This is a genomic window from Halomonas cibimaris (assembly GCF_055379665.1).
In genome coordinates, this window is record NZ_AP043828.1 from 1,408,512 (window position 1) to 1,425,545 (window position 17,034).

The window sequence follows — 17,034 nt, forward strand, 5'->3', positions numbered from 1 at the left end:
AGGCCGCCGGATGCCGCCGGCAGTTTTGGGAATTAAATACGGATGCCGGCGTTGAGCATGACGCCGGCGGTGCCGAAGAGCAGCATGTCGGTTTCAACCTTGCCCCAGCGCACGCCAACGGCCGGCAGAACGGCCGGGGCAACGCCGTAGTGGTTGAACGGAATCTTGTGCTTTTTGCTGCCTTTGTAGCCGCGCAGCGCGCCGGCGGTGAGCTTGGCGCGAAACTCCAGGTTCGGCGCCGGCTGCCAGAAGGCAAACTCGCGGCCGGCGTAGAAATACCATATGGGCTGGTTGAAGGAGTTTTTCAGCCAGGCCGTGCCTGCCAGCCAGCGGTCGGGGTTGTGCAGCTCGATACCGATCAGGTTCTGATCTTCGTTGTAGCCTGAACTGCCGGAAAAGTGCTGCGTGGCCAGGCTGGTTTGCACAAAGGTGTGATCGTATTGCCAGAAGTCGTTGCCCGATGCGCTCAAGGGAAGGGTGGCGCTCGCCAGCAGAGCGATAAGCCAGCGGCGCGCCCTGGGGGTGCGCGCCGCCATGTCAGAAATAAAGGGCATGCCGGAAATAAACGCCGTCATCTTATAGCCGCATCTTGATACCGTGATCGGTCATGTAGCGCTTGGCCTCGGGGACGGTGTATTCGCCGAAATGGAAGATGCTCGCGGCAAGCACCGCGTCGGCGCCGCCCTTGAGCACGCCGTCTACCAGGTGATCAAGGTTGCCCACCCCGCCCGAGGCGATCACCGGCACGCTCACCGCCTCGGAGATGGCGTGGGTCAAGTCCAGATCAAAACCGGCCCTGGTGCCGTCTCGGTCCATGCTGGTCAGCAGCAGCTCGCCGGCGCCGTAGTCGGCCATTTTCTTTGCCCACTCCACCGCGTCAAGGCCGGTCTCCTTGCGTCCGCCGTGGGTGAAAATCTCCCAGCGCGGCGCCTCGCCTTCCCGGGATACCTGCTTGGCGTCAAGCGCCACGACGATGCACTGGCTGCCAAAGCGCTCGGCGGCTTCGCGGACGAACTCCGGATGAGTGATCGCGGCGGTGTTGATCGCCACTTTATCCGCCCCGGCGTTGAGCATGGTGCGGATATCCTCGCAGCGGCGGATGCCGCCGCCCACGGTCAGGGGAATGAACACCTCGCCGGCAATGCGCTCGACCATGTCCACGGTGGTGTCGCGGTCGTCGCTGCTGGCGGTGATGTCGAGAAAGGTGATCTCGTCGGCGCCCTGCTGGTTATAGCGCTGGGCGATTTCCACCGGGTCGCCGGCGTCGCGGATGCCGATGAAGTTGACGCCCTTGACCACGCGGCCGGCGTCAACGTCCAGGCAGGGGATAATGCGTTTGGCAAGGCTCATGATTTTTCTCCGCTCAGGCGATCGCTCAGCCGCTGGGCCTCGGCGACGTCCAGACTGCCTTCATAAATGGCGCGGCCGGTGATCGCGCCCAGAATGCCGCTGTCAGCCACTTCGCACAGCGCCTGGATATCTTCAAGGTTGGTGACCCCGCCCGAGGCAATCACCGGCAGGCCGCCGTCCCGGGCAAGGGCGGCGGTGGCCTCGACGTTGACGCCGGCCATCATGCCGTCCCGGGCGATGTCGGTGTAGACGATGGAGGAGACGCCGTCGTCGGCAAAGCGCTTGGCAAGCTCGGTGGCCTTCACCGTGGAGACCTCGGCCCAGCCGTCGGTGGCAACAAAACCGTCTCGGGCATCCAGCCCCACGATCACGCGGCCGGGAAAGGCGCGGCACATCTCGGTGACAAACGCCGGTTTTTTCACCGCCTGGGTGCCGATGATGACGTAGGACACCCCGGCGTTTATATAGTGCTCGATGGTGTCGGCGCTGCGGATGCCGCCGCCGATCTGGATGGGCAGATCCGGATAGGCCCGGGCAATGGCGGTGACCGCCTCGCCGTTGACCGGCTGGCCGGCAAAGGCGCCGTTTAAATCGACCAGGTGCAGGCGCCGCGCGCCGGCCTCGACCCAGCGGGCGGCCATGGCCACGGGGTCATCGCCGTAGGACGTGGCTTCGTCCATGCGGCCCTGCTTGAGGCGTACGCACTGGCCGTCTTTCAGATCAATGGCGGGAATGACTAGCATGGTATGTTTACCTTGGTGAAACGCATGGAGCGTCCGGGTTACGGTGACCAGGTGACGAAGTTTTCCAGCAGCCGCAGCCCGGCGCGGGAGCTTTTTTCCGGGTGGAACTGTACGGCAAAGCTGGATTGGTGACCAATGGCTACATGGGCGTTGATGTGGCCGTAGCGGGTGGTGCCGAACACTTCGGTCTTTTCGGCGGCGTCGACGTAGTAGCTGTGCACGAAATAGAAATGCTCGTGGCAATCAATGCCGTTCCATAGCGGGTGTTCGCCGTGCTGATCGACCAGGTTCCAGCCCATGTGCGGGACTTTCAGCCGGGCGTTGTTGTGGTCGCGCATGCCGTCGGGGAAGCGCTTCACCTCGCCCTTGAACGCGCCCAGGCAGGTCACGCCGCCGCTTTCTTCGCTGTGCTCCAGCAGCATCTGCTGGCCCACGCAGATGCCCAGCAGCGGCTTGCCCTGGCGCCGAATCACGTCTTCCACCAGGCCGCGCAGTTCGGTGCGTTCAAGTTCGCCCATGCAGTCGCGGATGGCCCCCTGGCCGGGAAGCACCAGCCGGGTCGCCCCGTGAATGCAGCGGGCATCCCGGGTGATGATCACGTTTTCATCAGTGACATGCTCCAGCGCCTTGGCCACAGAGTGCAGGTTGCCCATTCCATAGTCGATCACAGCAATGGTCATGGTGTGCTCCTTATAAGCTGCCTTTGGTCGACGGCATCTGACCGGCCATGCGCGGATCTTCGGCAACCGCCATGCGCAGCGCCCGGCCGAACGCCTTGAAAATGGTTTCGGCCTGGTGGTGGACGTTAATGCCCTTGAGGTTATCGATATGCAGCGTCACCGCGGCGTGGTTGACAAAGCCCTGGAAGAATTCCTGGAATAGCTGAGTATCCATGGCGCCCACGGTATCCCGGGTAAAAGCGACCTGCATGAATAGCCCCGCACGCCCGGAAAAATCCACCACCACCCGGGAAAGCGCTTCGTCCAGCGGTACGTAGGCGTGACCGTAGCGATAAATGCCGCGCTTGTCGCCGATCGCCCGGGCAAACGCCTGGCCCAGGGTAATGCCTACATCCTCTACCGTGTGATGGTCATCGATATGGGTGTCTCCCGCGGCGCTGATATCCAGGTCCATCAGGCCGTGGCGGGCAATCTGGTCGAGCATGTGATCGAGAAACGGCACGCCGGTTTTGCCGTTGAGCCGGCCGCTGCCGTCGAGATCGACGCTGATCTTGATCTGCGTTTCCTGGGTGTCACGGCTGACCGTGGCGGTACGCGCTGACATGGGGGCTTCTCCTGCGTGGGCACACTTGAAAAAAACAGCAATGGCGACGCACGCTTGTCGCGTCGAGCGCGCATGCTGAACACGCAGGCCAGCGAAGTCACAAGGCAGGCCTGCGGCAAGCCACCAGTATAGTGAATCGCCCCGGCTATCGGCTACAATGCGCGCACCAGGTACGCTTGAAAGACCGGGCCAAAAGGAAGCCATGACCATGCCGGTGACACTGCAACACCTAGACCAGACCCGCTGGGCACAAGATTTTCAGGCCCGCCACGACCTGGTGCGCATTTATCAGGATGCCGACCCGGACAAGCTGGCGCCGGATGCCGTCGAGTCGTTTATCGCGCGCCACCTGCGCGCCGGCAACGGCTTTGCCTGTGCGCTGTTCAACGCCCGGCGGCTGGGCGCGGTGGCGATTACCCCGGCCGCTGACGGTACCTGGCAGCTGGGCGCGCTGTGCGTGCGCCGCACGACCCGCGGCCGCGGCGTCGCCACTCGGCTGTTGGCGCTGGTGGCCGATGAGGTCGCCCGCAGCACGCACCCCCGCCTGGCCGTCGCCTCGGCATCGTCCGCCGAAGGGCGGCTGCTCACCGGGCTGGGCTATGCCGTCACGCACGACGGAGATGTGCGGGTGGGCGCTGCCGGGGGGATATCATGAGGCAGCTATTGCGCATTGTGCTGGCCGCCGTTGGCATTCTGGGCATGCTGGCCGTGGCCTCGGTGGTGTATGTGACCACTTTTATGGACCCGGAAGACTTCAAGCCGCGTCTTACCGCCGTGGTGGAAGAGCAGACCGGGCTGGATATCGAGCTGGACGGCGCGCTTGCGTGGTCGTTTTATCCGCGCATCGGCGTTAGCGTGGAAAAAGCCCGAGCCTGGCTGGACGAGCAGGACAAGGACACTCCGCCGTTTGCCGGCGTGGAACGGGCCGAGGTCAGCGTTGCCTTTGCCCCGCTGCTGCGCGGGGAAATCGCCGTGGACGGCCTGACCCTTGACGGCCTGCGTCTGAACCTGCGTCGCAACGAACAGGGCGAAGGCAACTGGGAGCCGCTGGTTCAGCGCATGGCCGAGCGCGGCGAAAAAGCCGAAGCCGTGCTGGCCCCGGCCAGTGCCGGTCCCGGCGCCGACGCTGCCAGCCTGGACGTGGCGCTGAGCATTGCAAGCGTCAAGGTCAATAACGCCGATCTTCGCTTTCGCGATGCCCGGCACGGCACGCTCTGGCACGTCGACAAGCTCAACGTCACCGGCAGCAACGTCAATCCGCAGCGCTCTTTTCCGCTCAAGGCCGCGCTGACGCTTTCACGCTACGAAAGCCTTGACGCCCAGGCGATGACGCACCCGCCGGCCGCCAGCAGCGAGATCGAGCTGGATACGCGGCTCACCCTGGCGCCGGCCGAGCACGGCTTCGTACTGGAAAGCCCCCGCCTGGCAACGCGCACCCGGCTTGTGCCCGATGCCGAGCCCCAGGCGCTGCGCCTTGAGGCCTCGCGCATCGAGGCGAGTCTGGACCATCAGCGTCTTGTCGTCACCGACGGCGCGCTGAAAGGCACCCTGCACCACCCTGACGGTTGGAAAGGCGGTCTGGCGCTGGCGCTGACGTTTGCCTTTGACGGTGACTGGGGCGAGCAGGTTGCCACCGTCAACGACATGCGGCTCACCGGCCCCGACGAGCTGCGTGCCCGAGGCCGGCTGACGCTGGAAAACTGGCGGGATGCGCTGCGCTACGACGGCCAGCTTACGCTCAAACCGCTGTCGCTGCGCCCCTGGCTCAAGCGCCTGGGCGTCACGCCCAATATACGCGATCCCGACGCTTTCTCGGATGTCTCGCTCACCAGCCAGATAGACGGCGACGCCGAGCGCATTCGCCTGGCGCCGCTGTCGCTGGTGGTCGATAACACCACGCTGACCGGAGCGCTTGCCGCCGATCTCGACGGTACCGCGCTGGACGTTGATCTGGAAGGCGACACTCTCAACGCCGATCGCTACCTGCCTGCCGCGGCTGCTCAGCAGGCCGGTATCGAGCCTGTCCGCCGAGCGCTGGCGCAAAATGCCCCGCCTGCGCTGCTGCCTCAGCCTTTGCTGGCCTCGCTTGCGCTGGACGGCCGGCTGGCGCTGGGCACGCTGACGCTGGGCGGCTTGACCTTTGACACGCCTCGCGTTGCGCTTCAAGGGCGCGACGGCAGCCATCGACTCAAGACCTTGGAAGCCGGCTTCTACGGCGGCAAGCTCAGCGCTACAGGCCGGCTGGATGCCGGGCAAGTACCTTTGGAGTGGGCGCTGGCACCTCGCGTTGAAGGCGTCAAACTGGCGCCGCTTTTAAAAACGCTGAACGAAGGCGATGCCAGGCTCAGCGGCCGGCTTGACGCCGGCGGTGCGTTCACCACGCAAGGCAATACCCGTGAAGATCTGCTGCGCCGGCTCAACGGCAAAGGCCAGGCCGAGCTTAACGACGGTGTGATCGCCGGCGTTAACGTTTCCAGGCAGCTGTGCGAAGCCGTCGCCGCCGTGCAGGAGCGCGAAACCACCCGCGACTGGAACGCTAACACCCGCTTTGAGCGTGCGGATGCCACCTTTACCGTGCGCGACGGCGTCGTACAAAGCGATGATGTGCTGATCACGCTGCCCGGTATCGACGTTCACGGCGAAGGGCAGTACGACCCGGGCCACCGGCAGTTCGACGTGTTGGCCAGCATTCGCCTGGTGGATACCGCTGATGCGGCCTGCAAGGTCAACCCAAGGCTTGCCAAACTGGCGCTGCCGGTGCGCTGCGAAGGCAGCCTGGGCGCCGAGCCGGGAGACTGGTGCCGGGTGGATCAGGACACATTGGCCGACAGCGTGTCGCGGCTGGTGGGCGACGAAGTGGGCAGCCGCATTGAAGAAAAGCTCGACGAGAAACTCGGCGAAGGCGCGGCCCAAGAGCTGCGCGACGGCCTGAAACGTCTGTTTGATTGAGGTTGCATGTCACAGCCCAAGCATCATCAACGCCGGCCCGCCATGCCTGAACCGGTGCTTGAGCCGGCGCGCTTTCAGCAGCGCCTGCTTGACTGGTTCGACCAATACGGGCGCTACGATCTGCCCTGGCAGGCGCTGCGCACGCCGTACCGGGTGTGGGTGTCGGAAATCATGCTGCAGCAAACCCAGGTCGCCACCGTCATCGGCTATTTCGAGCGCTTTATGCAGCGCTTTCCCACCCTTGGCGATCTGGCCGCCGCCGAGCAGGACGAGGTGCTGCACCTGTGGACGGGACTTGGCTACTACGCCCGGGCGCGCAATCTGCACAGGGCAGCTCAGGTGGTAGTGGAGGATTACGGCGGCGAGCTGCCAACCGCAAGCGTGGAGGAGCTCACTGCGCTGCCGGGCATCGGCCGCTCCACCGCCGGGGCGATCATTGCCCAGAGCACCGGCGAGCGCGCGGTCATGCTCGACGGCAACGTCAAGCGCACGCTTACCCGCCTGCACGCGGTAGCAGGCTGGCCCGGCAGGCCCCGGGTAGAGCGCGGCCTCTGGGCGCTGGCGGACCATTACACGCCTGATACGCGACTTGCCGACTACACCCAGGCCATGATGGATCTGGGCGCGACGCTGTGCACGCGCGCCGCGCCGGACTGCGCGATTTGCCCGTTTGCTGATGTTTGCGTGGCCCACGCCCGGGGCGAGGAGCGCCGCTATCCCGAGCCCAAACCCAAAAAGGCCGTACCCACCCGGCAAACGCTGATGCTGATGCTCCACGACGGTCAGGGGCGCGTGTGGCTCGAGCAGCGCCCGCCAGCGGGACTCTGGGGCGGGCTTTGGTGTTTGCCGCAGTTCGATACCCGCGAACAGCTGAAGGACTGGCTGGCGGCCCATGCCAAAGCCCCCGAGCACGAGCCGGCGCGGCCGACGTTTACCCACGTGTTCAGCCATTTCCGCCTGGAGATTACCCCTCAGCCCGTGGCCTGCGATGCGGCGGGCACGGTGCGTGAAGGCGGTCTGTGGTACGACGTCAATCGGCCGCCGGCGCTGGGGCTGGCCGCCCCGGTCAAACGTTTGCTTACGGAATTTGCCGCCGAGCGGGCGCCGTTTCGTCTGGATAATACGCCGGGCCATGCGTAGCCTGTTAGATGATCACTTCGCGTTGCTGCAAGGAGTCAGCCATGAGTCAGACCGTATTTTGCCGCAAGTACCAAAAAGAGCTTAAAGCGCTGCCGTTTCCGCCGCTTCCCGGCCAGAAAGGCCAGGAGATCCAGCAAAGCGTCTCCCAGCAGGCGTGGGAAGAGTGGCAGGCGCTGCAGACCCGCCTGATCAACGAAAAGCACCTCAATATGCTGGACCCCGACGCCCGGGCCTACCTGATGGAGCAGATGGAGCGCTTTCTGGACAACCGCGAAACGGATCGGGCCGAGGGCTACGTACCGCCCCAGGCATAGGGCGTTGAGCCGCGTAGAAGATAAGCTGCGGAAAGCAAAGGCAGAAACGAAAGAAAGTTTTACAAAAGAGTTGACGAAAGGCGTCGCTTTTAGTTTAATACGCACCGTTGGCGGCGGCCGGATAGCTCAGTTGGTAGAGCAGTGGATTGAAAATCCTCGTGTCGGCGGTTCGATTCCGTCTCCGGCCACCAACCGTTGGGGTATCGCCAAGTGGTAAGGCACCGGTTTTTGGTATCGGCATGCGCAGGTTCGAATCCTGCTACCCCAGCCATTCGCCAACACTCTTTCTTGATGAACGTGCCAAAGCGTATCGCCTCGGCATGTTTGTTTTCTCAAGAAACGCAGCGCCGACATAGCTCAGTTGGTAGAGCAACTGACTTGTAATCAGTAGGTCCCGGGTTCGACTCCTGGTGTCGGCACCACTGCAAAAGCCTTTGCAGTCAGTGCGTTAGAGAATATAAAAAGCCGCCCCGAAGGGCGGCTTTTTTGCGTTTGCATAATACGCCACATAGCTGTTCCGTAGATCTCCACGGCTATCCTTCGGCTTCAGGTGTGCGTTGCGGATGTTTCTGCCCTTTGAGCTCCCTTTTATGCCTTCTTTTACGTTCCCTTTTGATGTGACCTTTAGCAGGCCGGAGTATCTGAACAACCCGCTTGTCTGGGGATTTGCCGGCGTCGTTGTCCTTGCACTTGGCATTGCCCTGTTCAAGAGGTTGCGACCGAGGTCTACGCGCCGTGCGCGCTACCAGACACGCAATTATCTTTTTACTCGCGCCGAATGGCGCTTTGCCCGGGCGCTGCAAAAGGCCGTGGGCGACGACTGGCTGCTTATGGGGAAGGTCAGAATCGCTGATGTGCTTGCCGTGGAGCACGACCCCCGGCTGCCCCGGGGCGAATGGCTGCGCGCCTTTTCGCGTATCAGCCAGAAGCACGTCGGCTATGTGCTGGTCGACCCCGAAAGCGGACGAGTGGCGTGCTGCATCGAGCTGGACGACGCCACGCACGGGCGCCGGGAGCGCATCCGGCGCGACGCTTTCGTCAACGCCGCCTTTGCTCAGGCCGGCATGCCCTTGCTGCGCATCCCCACCGCCAAGCAGTATGCGGTGCCCGTGCTGCAAAAAAAGATCCGTTCGGCCATTCGCGCCCGTCCCGCCAAGCGGGGCAAGGCCGCCAAGCGCCTTTCGGCGTAGCCGTCGCCGGGCCAGGGATCTACGCCTATGGTGTAAGACGGCGATGCTTTTCTGCGCGCTGCATATCCTCTACTTTGACCTTTGTCTAGGTAAAAAATGAACGCTTGCAGCCGCTTTGCCGGCAGATACCGCTGCGGATCTCGGCGGCCGGCGCGCTGTGGCACTGCACACCGCGTTGATGCCTACGCTGCATACAAGGAGAAATGACATGGCAGAGCCCACTACGTCGTCCGGGCAGTCCCAGCCGCCGCCCATCGCGTCTTTGAGCTTTCGCTTCGGCGCGCTGGGTGCGGCCGTGCCGCTGGCCTTTTTTGTCGTCTGGGCCGTTACCATCAGCGTGCTGGGCCTGTCTTCAGAGATAGGTCTGGTGATGGGCGCGCTGTTTGGCATTGTGCTGGGGCTTTTCTGCTGTAAAAGCCGCTGGTCAGACTATGCCAACGGCCTTTTTGAAGGCATGACCCAGCCGGTAGGCGTGGTCGCCATTGTCGCCTGGTTTTTTGCCGGTATGTTCGCCCAGGTGCTGCAGGTCGGCGGGCTGGTCGAAGGCCTTGTGTGGCTGGGCGGCGTGTCCGACGTGACCGGCGGGCTGTTTGTGGCCATGACGTTTTTGCTGGCGGGCATCTTTTCCACTGCGGTGGGCACCGGCTACGGCACCACGGTGGCGTTCTGTACGCTGATGTACCCGGCGGGCGTGGCCGTGGGCAGCGACCCGACCATGCTGTTCGCCGCGATTCTTTCCGGGGCCATTTTTGGCGATAACCTGGCGCCGGTATCCGATACCACCATCGTCTCGGCCACCACCCAAGGGGCCGACGTGCCCGGCGTGGTGCGCAGCCGCTTCAAGTATTCCATTGCCGCGGCGATCCCCACCGCCATTTTGTTTGCCGTATTCGGCGGCGGCGGAGATGCAAGCTTTGCCGACCCGGCGGCGCTGGAGTCGATGATGGCGTCTACCGATCCCATGGGCCTTTTGATGCTGGCGCCGTTTGCGCTGGTGCTGGTGCTGGCGCTGTCCGGCCAGCACCTGTTGACGTCGCTGACCTGGGGTATCATCGCCTCCGTTCCGGTGATTCTGCTGGCCGGTACCGGCGTGCTGGGCGATATCATCGGCTTTGATGCCGAAGCCGACACGGTGATGACCGGCGCGCTGGTGCAGGGCGTGAAAGGCTACGTCAACATGGCGATTCTGATTTTGCTGATCGTCGCGGCGGCCTATCTGCTCAAGCTGGGCGGCACCATGGAAGTGGTTACCGGTAAGCTGGTGGGCTGGATCAAGAACTCCGTGCGCCGCGCCGAGCTTGCCATCTGGGGCATTGTGGCGCTTTTGAACACCGCCATTACCATCAACACCGCCGCCGAAATCGCCGCCGCGCCCTTTGTGCGCGAGCTGGGCGAGCGCTACCGCATTCACCGCTACCGCCGGGCCAACATGCTTGACGCGATGACCTCAGCGCTGGGCTATATTTTTCCCTGGGGCGCGCCGGTGCTGCTGGGGTGGTCCACGATCAAGCTGATGCAGGAAACCTACGACTGGCTGCCAAGCGTTGCCCCCACCGAGGTGTTTCCGTTTGTCTTCCAGGGCTGGCTGCTGGTGGTCATCATGCTCGTGGCGGTGCTGACCGGCTGGGGCCGTCGCTATGAAGGCCCCGGCGGGCAAGAGCTGAAAGCGCCGCCGGAAAAATCAACACACACCGCAGCCGAGGGAGAAAAAGTATGACCCGAGCGTTTCAGCAACAGCTGCAGAGCCAGCTCGACGAGCTTCACGCAGAAGGCCTCTACAAGCACGAGCGCGAACTGATGTCGCCCCAGCGGGCGCGGATCGAGGTCGCCCAGGGCGAGGTGATCAACTTCTGTGCCAACAACTACCTGGGCCTGGCCGACGACCCGGCGCTGATCGCCGCCGCCGAGCGCGGCCTACACGAGCAGGGGCTGGGCATGGCGTCGGTGCGCTTTATCTGCGGCACCCACGCCGAGCACCGCCGGCTGGAACATCGCCTGGCAGAGTTTCTGGGCATGGACGACGCGATTCTCTATTCTTCGTGCTTTGACGCCAACGGCGGGCTGTTTGAGACGCTTTTGGGCCCCGAGGACGCGGTGATTTCCGATGCGCTCAACCACGCCTCGATCATCGACGGCATCCGCCTGTGCAAGGCGTCGCGCTACCGCTACGCCAACAACGACATGGCCGAACTTGAAGCGCGCCTGCAGGAGGCCGACGCCAAGGGCGCGCGCTTCAAGCTCATCGCCACCGACGGCGTTTTTTCCATGGACGGCGTGGTGGCCAACCTCACCGCGATCTGCGATCTGGCGGAGAAATACGACGCCATGGTGATGATCGACGACTGCCACGCCACCGGCTTTCTGGGCGAGGGCGGCCGCGGCACCCACGAATACCACGGCGTGATGGGGCGGGTTGATATCATCACCACCACGCTTGGCAAGGCGCTGGGCGGCGCCTCCGGCGGGGTGACCGCCGCGCGCGGGGCGATCGTCGAATGGCTGCGCCAGCGCTCGCGGCCGTACCTGTTTTCCAACGCGCTGGCGCCGCCGATTGTGGCGGCAAGCCATGAAGTGCTCGACATGGTGGAGCAGGGCGGCGAGCTGCGCGGCCGGCTGTGGGACAACGTCGCCCGCTTTCGTCAGGGGCTGGAAAAAGCCGGCTTTACCCTGACCGGCGCCGACCACCCGATCATCCCGGTGATGCTGGGCGACGCCCGGCTGGCATCGACCTTCGCCGAGCGGCTGCTGGCCGAGGGCATCTACGTTATCGGCTTTTCCTTTCCGGTGGTGCCCCGGGGGCAGGCGCGCATTCGCACCCAGATGTCGGCGGCGCACACCCCGGAACAGATCGACGCCGCCCTTGAGGCGTTTACCCGTATCGGCCGCGAACTGGAGGTGATTGCATGAAAGCCCTGGCCAAAAGCCACGCCGAGCCCGGCATCTGGATGATCGACGCACCGGTGCCCGAGCCCGGCCACAACGACGTGCTGATCAGGATTCGCCGCACCTCCATCTGCGGTACCGACCTGCACATCTACCACTGGGACGAGTGGGCGCAGAAAACCGTGCCGGTGCCGATGATTACCGGCCACGAATACAGCGGCGAGATCGTCGCGCTGGGCGAAGGCGTGGACGGCTTTGCCGTGGGCGACCGGGTTTCCGGCGAGGGCCACATTACCTGCGGCTACTGTCGCAACTGCCGCGCCGGGCTGCGCCATCTGTGTCGCAACACCGTGGGCGTAGGCGTCAACCGCCAGGGCGCCTTTGCCGAGTACATGACGCTGCCGGCCTACAACCTCTTTAAGCTGCCCGATGAGGTCTCTTTTGATCTGGCGGCGATTTTTGACCCCTTCGGCAACGCTGTGCACACCGCGCTGGCGTTTGATCTGGTGGGCGAGGACGTGCTGATTACCGGCGCCGGCCCCATCGGGATCATGGCCGCCGCCGTCGCCCGCCACGTCGGCGCGCGCCATGTGGTGATTACCGACGTCAACGATGAGCGCCTGGCGCTGGCTGCCCGCATGGGCGTGACCCGCGGGGTCAACGTTGCCCGGGAATCGCTGGAAGATGTCATGGCCGAGCTTGATATGACCGAGGGCTTTGACGTGGCGCTGGAAATGTCAGGCGTGGCCTCGGCCATCGATCAGCTGCTTGACGCCATCAACCACGGCGGCAAGGTGGCGATGCTGGGCATCCCCCCGGGCGAAATGCCCATCGACTGGAGCCGGGTGATCTTCAAGGGGCTGACCATTCGCGGCATCTACGGCCGGGAAATGTTCGAGACCTGGTACAAGATGGCAAGCCTCATCCAGTCCGGGCTGGACCTGGAACCGGTTATCACCCACCGCGTTGCCGCGGACGACTACGAGCAGGCTTTCGCCATCATGGAAGAGGGCAGCTCCGGCAAGGTGGTCATGAACTGGGACAGCGCGTCTTCGGGCTGACGCTGAAGCTTGCCAAGCGAGCCGAGGCCATCGATGTTTGGCGTGCGCCAAGGCCTCGGCCGGTACGTGCTGTCTCTACGCTGTGTGCGCCGGGGCCTCAGGCAGCGGCAGCGCGCCGTGCAGCTGGCGCGCCTTGAAGATGGTGCGAAACTGCGTGGGATCGTGAGGCGTCAGGTCATGCGCCGGCGGGTTGACATACACCACTAAAAGCCTGGATAGCCAGTAGCGCAGTGCGGTCATGCTCAGCATGGTAGGCCACAGCGCGCGCTCGTCGGCGGTGAGCGCCCGGCGCGCCTGATAGGCGTTGATGATCGTGTCGTGGCGCGCCTGATCCAGCCGGCCGTCTTCACCGGTGGCCCAGTCGTTGATCACAATGGCGAGATCAAACAGTAGATCCCCGGTGCAGCCGTTGTAAAAATCGATGATGCCGCCGAGCCTGTCGCCCTCGAACAGGGTGTTATCGCGAAACAGATCGCCGTGCAGCGCGCCCTGGGGCAGCTCGCCCCGGGCGGCAAACTCGCCTTCGAAGTCGTCCACGGCGTTTTTCATCAGCGTCTGGTCTTGCTGGCGCAAAAAGCCCAGCACCTTGTGGTGCATGGCCGTAAGCCAGCTCAAATCCCGCGGGTTGGGGCGATGGCCGGAAAAGCGCTGGGAGAGTACGTGCATGCGGCCCAGGGTATCGCCCAGCACCCGGCACTGCTCAAGGCTTGGGTGCTCCGGGTGGCGGCCGGGCAGGCGCGGGAACAAAAGCGCCGGTTTGTTCGCCAGGCGCTTGAGCGCGACGCCGTCGCGGTCGTTCAGCGGCGCCGGAACCGGCAAGCCGCGCTCGTCCAGATAGTCCAGCAGATCGACAAAAAACGGCAGCTCCTCCTGCTCGCCCTGTTCAAACAGGGTGAGCACCAGGTCGCGCCGGTCGGTGGTGACAAAAAACGTCGAATTTTCCGTACCGCCGGCCACGCCCTGCAGCGACACCAGCCGGCCTGCGTCAAAAGATTCGAGAAACGTAGCGACCTGCGCGTCGCCAAGCGGAGTGAATACAGCCATGAGAATCTCGCTCAGGTTGCCAAGCCCCGTATTGTAGCGGCTCAAGGTCTCACTTGGCAGCGTTGCTGCGGAACAACGCAGCGCTGCTCGCGGGTAACGCCCGGGCAAACGCTGCCGGTGCTCGCCGGACCGGCGCCACTGCGCGTATTATAGCGGCCAACGTTGGCGGCAAACATTTTCCGCGCTTTCTTTTCCGCATTCTCTTTTCTGCACCCTCCTTTTGGCAACGGATACTTATGGCTCGCGCACCGATCGTTTTAGTTGACGGCTCCTCCTACCTTTACCGGGCGTTTCACGCGCTGCCGGCGTTAACCACTTCTCAGGGCCGGCCCACCGGCGCGGTGAAAGGCGTGCTCAACATGCTCAAGCGCCTGATCAAGGACTATCCGGAAAGCCCCATGGCGGTGGTGTTCGACGCCCCGGGCAAAACCTTTCGCGACGAGCTTTACAGCGAATACAAAGCCCAGCGCCCGCCGATGCCGGATGACCTCAAAAGCCAGATTGCGCCGCTGCACCAGTGCGTGAAAGCGCTGGGCCTGCCGCTTTTGTGCATTGACGGCGTGGAGGCCGACGACGTCATCGGCACCCTTGCCCACCACGCCACCGAGGCCGGGCGCGACGCGGTGATTTCCACCGGCGACAAGGACATGGCCCAGCTGGTCAACGAGCGTGTTACCCTGGTCAACACCATGAAGGGAGAAGCCCTGGACGCCGCCGGCGTCGAGGGTAAATTCGGCCTGCCGCCCGCCCTGATCGTTGACTATCTGGCGCTGATGGGCGACAGCTCCGACAACATCCCCGGGGTGCCCGGGGTGGGCGAGAAAACCGCGCTGGGGCTTTTGCAGGGCATAAGCGGCGGGCTGGATGCGATCTACGCCGATCTGGAGCGGGTTACCACGCTTGGCTTTCGCGGCGCCAAGAGCCTGCCCAAAAAGCTCGAAGCGCACCGCGAGCAGGCGTATCTCTCCTATGAGCTGGCCACCATCAAGACCGACTGCGAGCTGCCGGCGGGGCTGGATGATCTGGACATCGCCCACCCGGACCGGGAAGCGCTGGTAGAGCTCTACCACGAGCTCGAGTTCAAGCGCGAGCTGGCCGAGCTGCTGCAGGGGAAAGATCAGGGCGTGGACGACGTGAAAGGCGGCACGCCGGCCCCGGCAAGCGCCGCGGACGGCGAGAATGAAAACGCCGGCGAGCCGTCAGGAGCCTCCGGCCGGCGCAAGGACGTGACGATTACCACGCAAAAAGAGCTGGACGCCTGGCTTGCCCGGCTGCAAAAGGCCGAGCGCTTCTGCTTTGATCTGGAAACCACCAGCCTCAACTACATGGAGGCCGAAATCGTCGGCGTGGGGATGGCGCTGGAAGCCGGCGAGGCGGCGTATATTCCGCTGGCCCACGACTACCTGGACGCCCCGGACCAGCTCGATCGCTGCGCCGTGCTCGAAGCGCTCACGCCCCTCTGGCAAAGTGCTGACAAGACCAAGATCGGCCAGAACCTCAAATACGATATTTCCGTGCTGGCAAGCTACGGCATCGACGTGGCGCCGCCGCTGGCCGACACCATGCTGGCCTCCTATGTGCTCAACTCCACCGCCACCCGCCACGACATGGACTCGCTGGCGCTGAAGTACCTAGGCGAGACCACCACGTCGTTTCAGGAAGTCGCGGGCAAGGGCGCCAAGCAGCTGACGTTTAATCAGGTAGCGCTGGAGCAGGCCGTGCCCTACGCCTGCGAAGACGTGGATATCACCCTGCGCCTGTTCGACGAGCTGATGCCCCGGGTCAAGGAGGAAGGGCGGCTGGCCCAAGTGCTGGAAACCCTTGAGCTGCCGCTGATCTCGGTGCTTTCGCGCATGGAGCGCGCCGGTGTCGCGCTGGACGCCGAGCGCCTGCACAGCCAAAGCGGCGAGCTTGAAACGCGCATTCACGAGCTGGAACAGCGGGCGTTCGAGCTGGCCGAGCGCGAGTTCAACTTAAGCTCCCCCAAGCAGCTCGGCGAGATCCTGTTCGACGAGCAAAAGCTCCCCGTGCTCAAGAAAACCCCCAAGGGCGCGCCGTCTACCGCCGAAGCCGTGCTCGAAGAGCTGGCGCTGGACTACCCGCTGCCCAAGGTCATCATCGAGCACCGGGGGCTTTCCAAGCTGAAATCCACCTACACCGACAAGCTGCCGCGGCTGGTCAACCCCGCCACCGGGCGGGTGCACACCAGCTACCACCAGGCGGTGACCGCCACCGGGCGGCTGTCGTCGTCGGCCCCCAACCTGCAGAACATCCCCATCCGCACCGAGGAAGGGCGCAAGATCCGCCAGGCGTTTACCGCGCGCCCCGGCTACCGCGTGGTCGCCGCCGACTATTCCCAGATCGAGCTGCGCATCATGGCCCACCTGTCCGAAGACAAGGGCCTGCTGGCCGCCTTCGCCGAAGGCCAGGACATCCACGCCGCTACTGCCGCAGAAGTGTTCGGCACGCCGGTGGACAAGGTCACCGCCGACCAGCGCCGCAGCGCCAAGGCCATCAACTTCGGGCTGATCTATGGCATGAGCGCCTGGGGGCTTTCGCGCCAGCTGCACATTGAGCGCAGCCAGGCGCAGACCTATATCGACCGCTATTTTGACCGCTACCCCGGCGTGGGGCGCTACATGGAGCGCATTCGCACCCAGGCCGCCGAGGACGGCTTTGTCGAAACCGTCGCCGGCCGGAGGCTTTACCTGCCGGAAATCAACGCCCAGAACCGCAACCGCCGCCAGGCAGCCGAACGCACCGCGATCAACGCGCCCATGCAGGGCACCGCGGCGGATATCATCAAGCGCGCGATGATCGACGTTGACGCCTGGCTGCAACAGGGCGAGTTCGACGCGCTGATGGTGATGCAGGTCCACGACGAACTGGTGTTTGAAGTCGCCGAAGATCAGGTAGACGCGTTCAAGGAAGACGTCGCCAAGCGCATGCAAAACGCCGCTAGCTTGAACGTGGCGCTAACGGTGGAAGCCGAAAGCGGCACCCATTGGGACGAAGCGCACTAAAGCGCAGAAAGACGCCGGCATAGCCGGCGTTTTTTGTCGAAAGGCCGCGCTAT

15 protein-coding genes and 3 tRNA genes are annotated in these 17,034 nt (G+C 64.1%); 12 read left to right on the forward strand and 6 right to left on the reverse strand.

Annotation, left to right across the window (positions count from 1 at the left end; genetic code table 11):
• Positions 1-32: 32 nt before the first annotated feature.
• From ACZ415_RS06530 to hisB, 5 genes are read right to left on the reverse strand one after another with little or no spacing between them, the layout of a single operon-like run.
• Positions 33-554 (reverse strand): hypothetical protein, encoded by a 522-nt coding sequence (locus tag ACZ415_RS06530; protein ID WP_344703586.1) that lies wholly within the window; start codon positions 552-554, stop codon positions 33-35.
• A 22-nt stretch (positions 555-576) separates the two neighbouring features.
• Complete coding sequence (hisF, locus tag ACZ415_RS06535; protein ID WP_344703588.1) at positions 577-1,350, reverse strand: imidazole glycerol phosphate synthase subunit HisF; 774 nt, start codon at positions 1,348-1,350, stop codon at positions 577-579.
• On the reverse strand, positions 1,347-2,093 hold the full coding sequence (hisA, locus tag ACZ415_RS06540) for a 1-(5-phosphoribosyl)-5-[(5-phosphoribosylamino)methylideneamino]imidazole-4-carboxamide isomerase (RefSeq protein WP_344703590.1): 747 nt from the start codon (positions 2,091-2,093) through the stop codon (positions 1,347-1,349). Before hisA ends, hisF begins: the two co-directional genes overlap by 4 nt.
• A gap of 38 nt (positions 2,094-2,131) precedes the next feature.
• The gene (gene hisH, locus ACZ415_RS06545) at positions 2,132-2,773 is read right to left on the reverse strand and encodes an imidazole glycerol phosphate synthase subunit HisH (protein ID WP_344703592.1); all 642 of its coding nucleotides are present in this window, start codon (positions 2,771-2,773) and stop codon (positions 2,132-2,134) included.
• A gap of 10 nt (positions 2,774-2,783) precedes the next feature.
• Positions 2,784-3,377 (reverse strand): imidazoleglycerol-phosphate dehydratase HisB, encoded by a 594-nt coding sequence (gene hisB / locus ACZ415_RS06550; RefSeq protein WP_344703594.1) that lies wholly within the window; start codon positions 3,375-3,377, stop codon positions 2,784-2,786.
• Positions 3,378-3,585: 208 nt separating this feature from the next.
• On the opposite strand from hisB, the gene ACZ415_RS06555 reads away from it, so the two are divergent.
• The 11 genes from ACZ415_RS06555 (at position 3,586) to tdh (ending at position 12,914) form a co-directional block, all read left to right on the forward strand.
• Positions 3,586-4,032 carry an acetyl-CoA sensor PanZ family protein gene (locus ACZ415_RS06555; RefSeq protein WP_344703596.1) on the forward strand — a complete coding sequence of 149 codons (447 nt, stop codon included), beginning with the start codon at positions 3,586-3,588 and terminating at the stop codon, positions 4,030-4,032.
• Positions 4,029-6,326: an AsmA family protein gene (locus ACZ415_RS06560; protein WP_344703597.1), complete on the forward strand. Its 2,298-nt coding sequence runs from the start codon at positions 4,029-4,031 to the stop codon at positions 6,324-6,326. Before ACZ415_RS06555 ends, ACZ415_RS06560 begins: the two co-directional genes overlap by 4 nt.
• 6 nt (positions 6,327-6,332) lie before the next feature.
• Positions 6,333-7,466 carry an A/G-specific adenine glycosylase gene (gene mutY / locus ACZ415_RS06565; protein WP_425552736.1) on the forward strand — a complete coding sequence of 378 codons (1,134 nt, stop codon included), beginning with the start codon at positions 6,333-6,335 and terminating at the stop codon, positions 7,464-7,466.
• A 41-nt stretch (positions 7,467-7,507) separates the two neighbouring features.
• Positions 7,508-7,780 (forward strand): oxidative damage protection protein, encoded by a 273-nt coding sequence (locus ACZ415_RS06570; protein ID WP_344703598.1) that lies wholly within the window; start codon positions 7,508-7,510, stop codon positions 7,778-7,780.
• A 115-nt stretch (positions 7,781-7,895) separates the two neighbouring features.
• Positions 7,896-7,971: transfer RNA gene (locus ACZ415_RS06575), tRNA-Phe, on the forward strand.
• 5 nt (positions 7,972-7,976) lie between these two features.
• A tRNA-Gln gene (locus ACZ415_RS06580) sits at positions 7,977-8,051 on the forward strand.
• 75 nt (positions 8,052-8,126) lie between these two features.
• Positions 8,127-8,202 (forward strand) — tRNA-Thr (locus tag ACZ415_RS06585).
• Positions 8,203-8,370: 168 nt separating this feature from the next.
• The gene (locus ACZ415_RS06590; protein ID WP_464387711.1) at positions 8,371-8,970 is read left to right on the forward strand and encodes a DUF2726 domain-containing protein; all 600 of its coding nucleotides are present in this window, start codon (positions 8,371-8,373) and stop codon (positions 8,968-8,970) included.
• Between the two features lie 208 nt (positions 8,971-9,178).
• Positions 9,179-10,687 (forward strand): Na+/H+ antiporter NhaC family protein, encoded by a 1,509-nt coding sequence (locus ACZ415_RS06595; RefSeq protein WP_344703601.1) that lies wholly within the window; start codon positions 9,179-9,181, stop codon positions 10,685-10,687.
• Positions 10,684-11,877: a glycine C-acetyltransferase gene (locus tag ACZ415_RS06600; protein WP_344703602.1), complete on the forward strand. Its 1,194-nt coding sequence runs from the start codon at positions 10,684-10,686 to the stop codon at positions 11,875-11,877. The genes ACZ415_RS06595 and ACZ415_RS06600 overlap by 4 nt, the downstream gene beginning before the upstream one ends.
• A complete protein-coding gene (gene tdh, locus ACZ415_RS06605) occupies positions 11,874-12,914 on the forward strand; it encodes an L-threonine 3-dehydrogenase (protein ID WP_344703604.1) in 1,041 nt (346 codons plus the stop codon). Before ACZ415_RS06600 ends, tdh begins: the two co-directional genes overlap by 4 nt.
• A 75-nt stretch (positions 12,915-12,989) precedes the next feature.
• Here tdh and ACZ415_RS06610 read toward each other — a convergent pair whose 3' ends face one another.
• Positions 12,990-13,958, reverse strand: coding sequence for a homoserine kinase (locus ACZ415_RS06610; protein ID WP_344703618.1), 969 nt, complete (start codon positions 13,956-13,958; stop codon positions 12,990-12,992).
• Between the two features lie 236 nt (positions 13,959-14,194).
• Between ACZ415_RS06610 and polA the strand changes: the two genes are divergently transcribed.
• Entirely contained in the window at positions 14,195-16,981 is a 2,787-nt protein-coding gene (gene polA / locus ACZ415_RS06615) for a DNA polymerase I (protein WP_344703606.1), read from the forward strand.
• The last annotated feature ends 53 nt before the right edge of the window (positions 16,982-17,034 follow it).

Bases quoted from the DNA above. Each gene is read 5' to 3' on its own strand.
- ACZ415_RS06530 (WP_344703586.1), bottom strand. From the start codon at position 554: ATGCCCTTTATTTCTGACATGGCGGCGCGCACCCCCAGGGCGCGCCGC.
- hisF (WP_344703588.1), bottom strand. From the start codon at position 1,350: ATGAGCCTTGCCAAACGCATTATCCCCTGCCTGGACGTTGACGCCGGC.
- hisA (WP_344703590.1), bottom strand. From the start codon at position 2,093: ATGCTAGTCATTCCCGCCATTGATCTGAAAGACGGCCAGTGCGTACGC.
- hisH (WP_344703592.1), bottom strand. From the start codon at position 2,773: ATGACCATTGCTGTGATCGACTATGGAATGGGCAACCTGCACTCTGTG.
- hisB (WP_344703594.1), bottom strand. From the start codon at position 3,377: ATGTCAGCGCGTACCGCCACGGTCAGCCGTGACACCCAGGAAACGCAG.
- ACZ415_RS06555 (WP_344703596.1), top strand. From the start codon at position 3,586: ATGCCGGTGACACTGCAACACCTAGACCAGACCCGCTGGGCACAAGAT.
- ACZ415_RS06560 (WP_344703597.1), top strand. From the start codon at position 4,029: ATGAGGCAGCTATTGCGCATTGTGCTGGCCGCCGTTGGCATTCTGGGC.
- mutY (WP_425552736.1), top strand. From the start codon at position 6,333: ATGTCACAGCCCAAGCATCATCAACGCCGGCCCGCCATGCCTGAACCG.
- ACZ415_RS06570 (WP_344703598.1), top strand. From the start codon at position 7,508: ATGAGTCAGACCGTATTTTGCCGCAAGTACCAAAAAGAGCTTAAAGCG.
- ACZ415_RS06590 (WP_464387711.1), top strand. From the start codon at position 8,371: ATGCCTTCTTTTACGTTCCCTTTTGATGTGACCTTTAGCAGGCCGGAG.
- ACZ415_RS06595 (WP_344703601.1), top strand. From the start codon at position 9,179: ATGGCAGAGCCCACTACGTCGTCCGGGCAGTCCCAGCCGCCGCCCATC.
- ACZ415_RS06600 (WP_344703602.1), top strand. From the start codon at position 10,684: ATGACCCGAGCGTTTCAGCAACAGCTGCAGAGCCAGCTCGACGAGCTT.
- tdh (WP_344703604.1), top strand. From the start codon at position 11,874: ATGAAAGCCCTGGCCAAAAGCCACGCCGAGCCCGGCATCTGGATGATC.
- ACZ415_RS06610 (WP_344703618.1), bottom strand. From the start codon at position 13,958: ATGGCTGTATTCACTCCGCTTGGCGACGCGCAGGTCGCTACGTTTCTC.
- polA (WP_344703606.1), top strand. From the start codon at position 14,195: ATGGCTCGCGCACCGATCGTTTTAGTTGACGGCTCCTCCTACCTTTAC.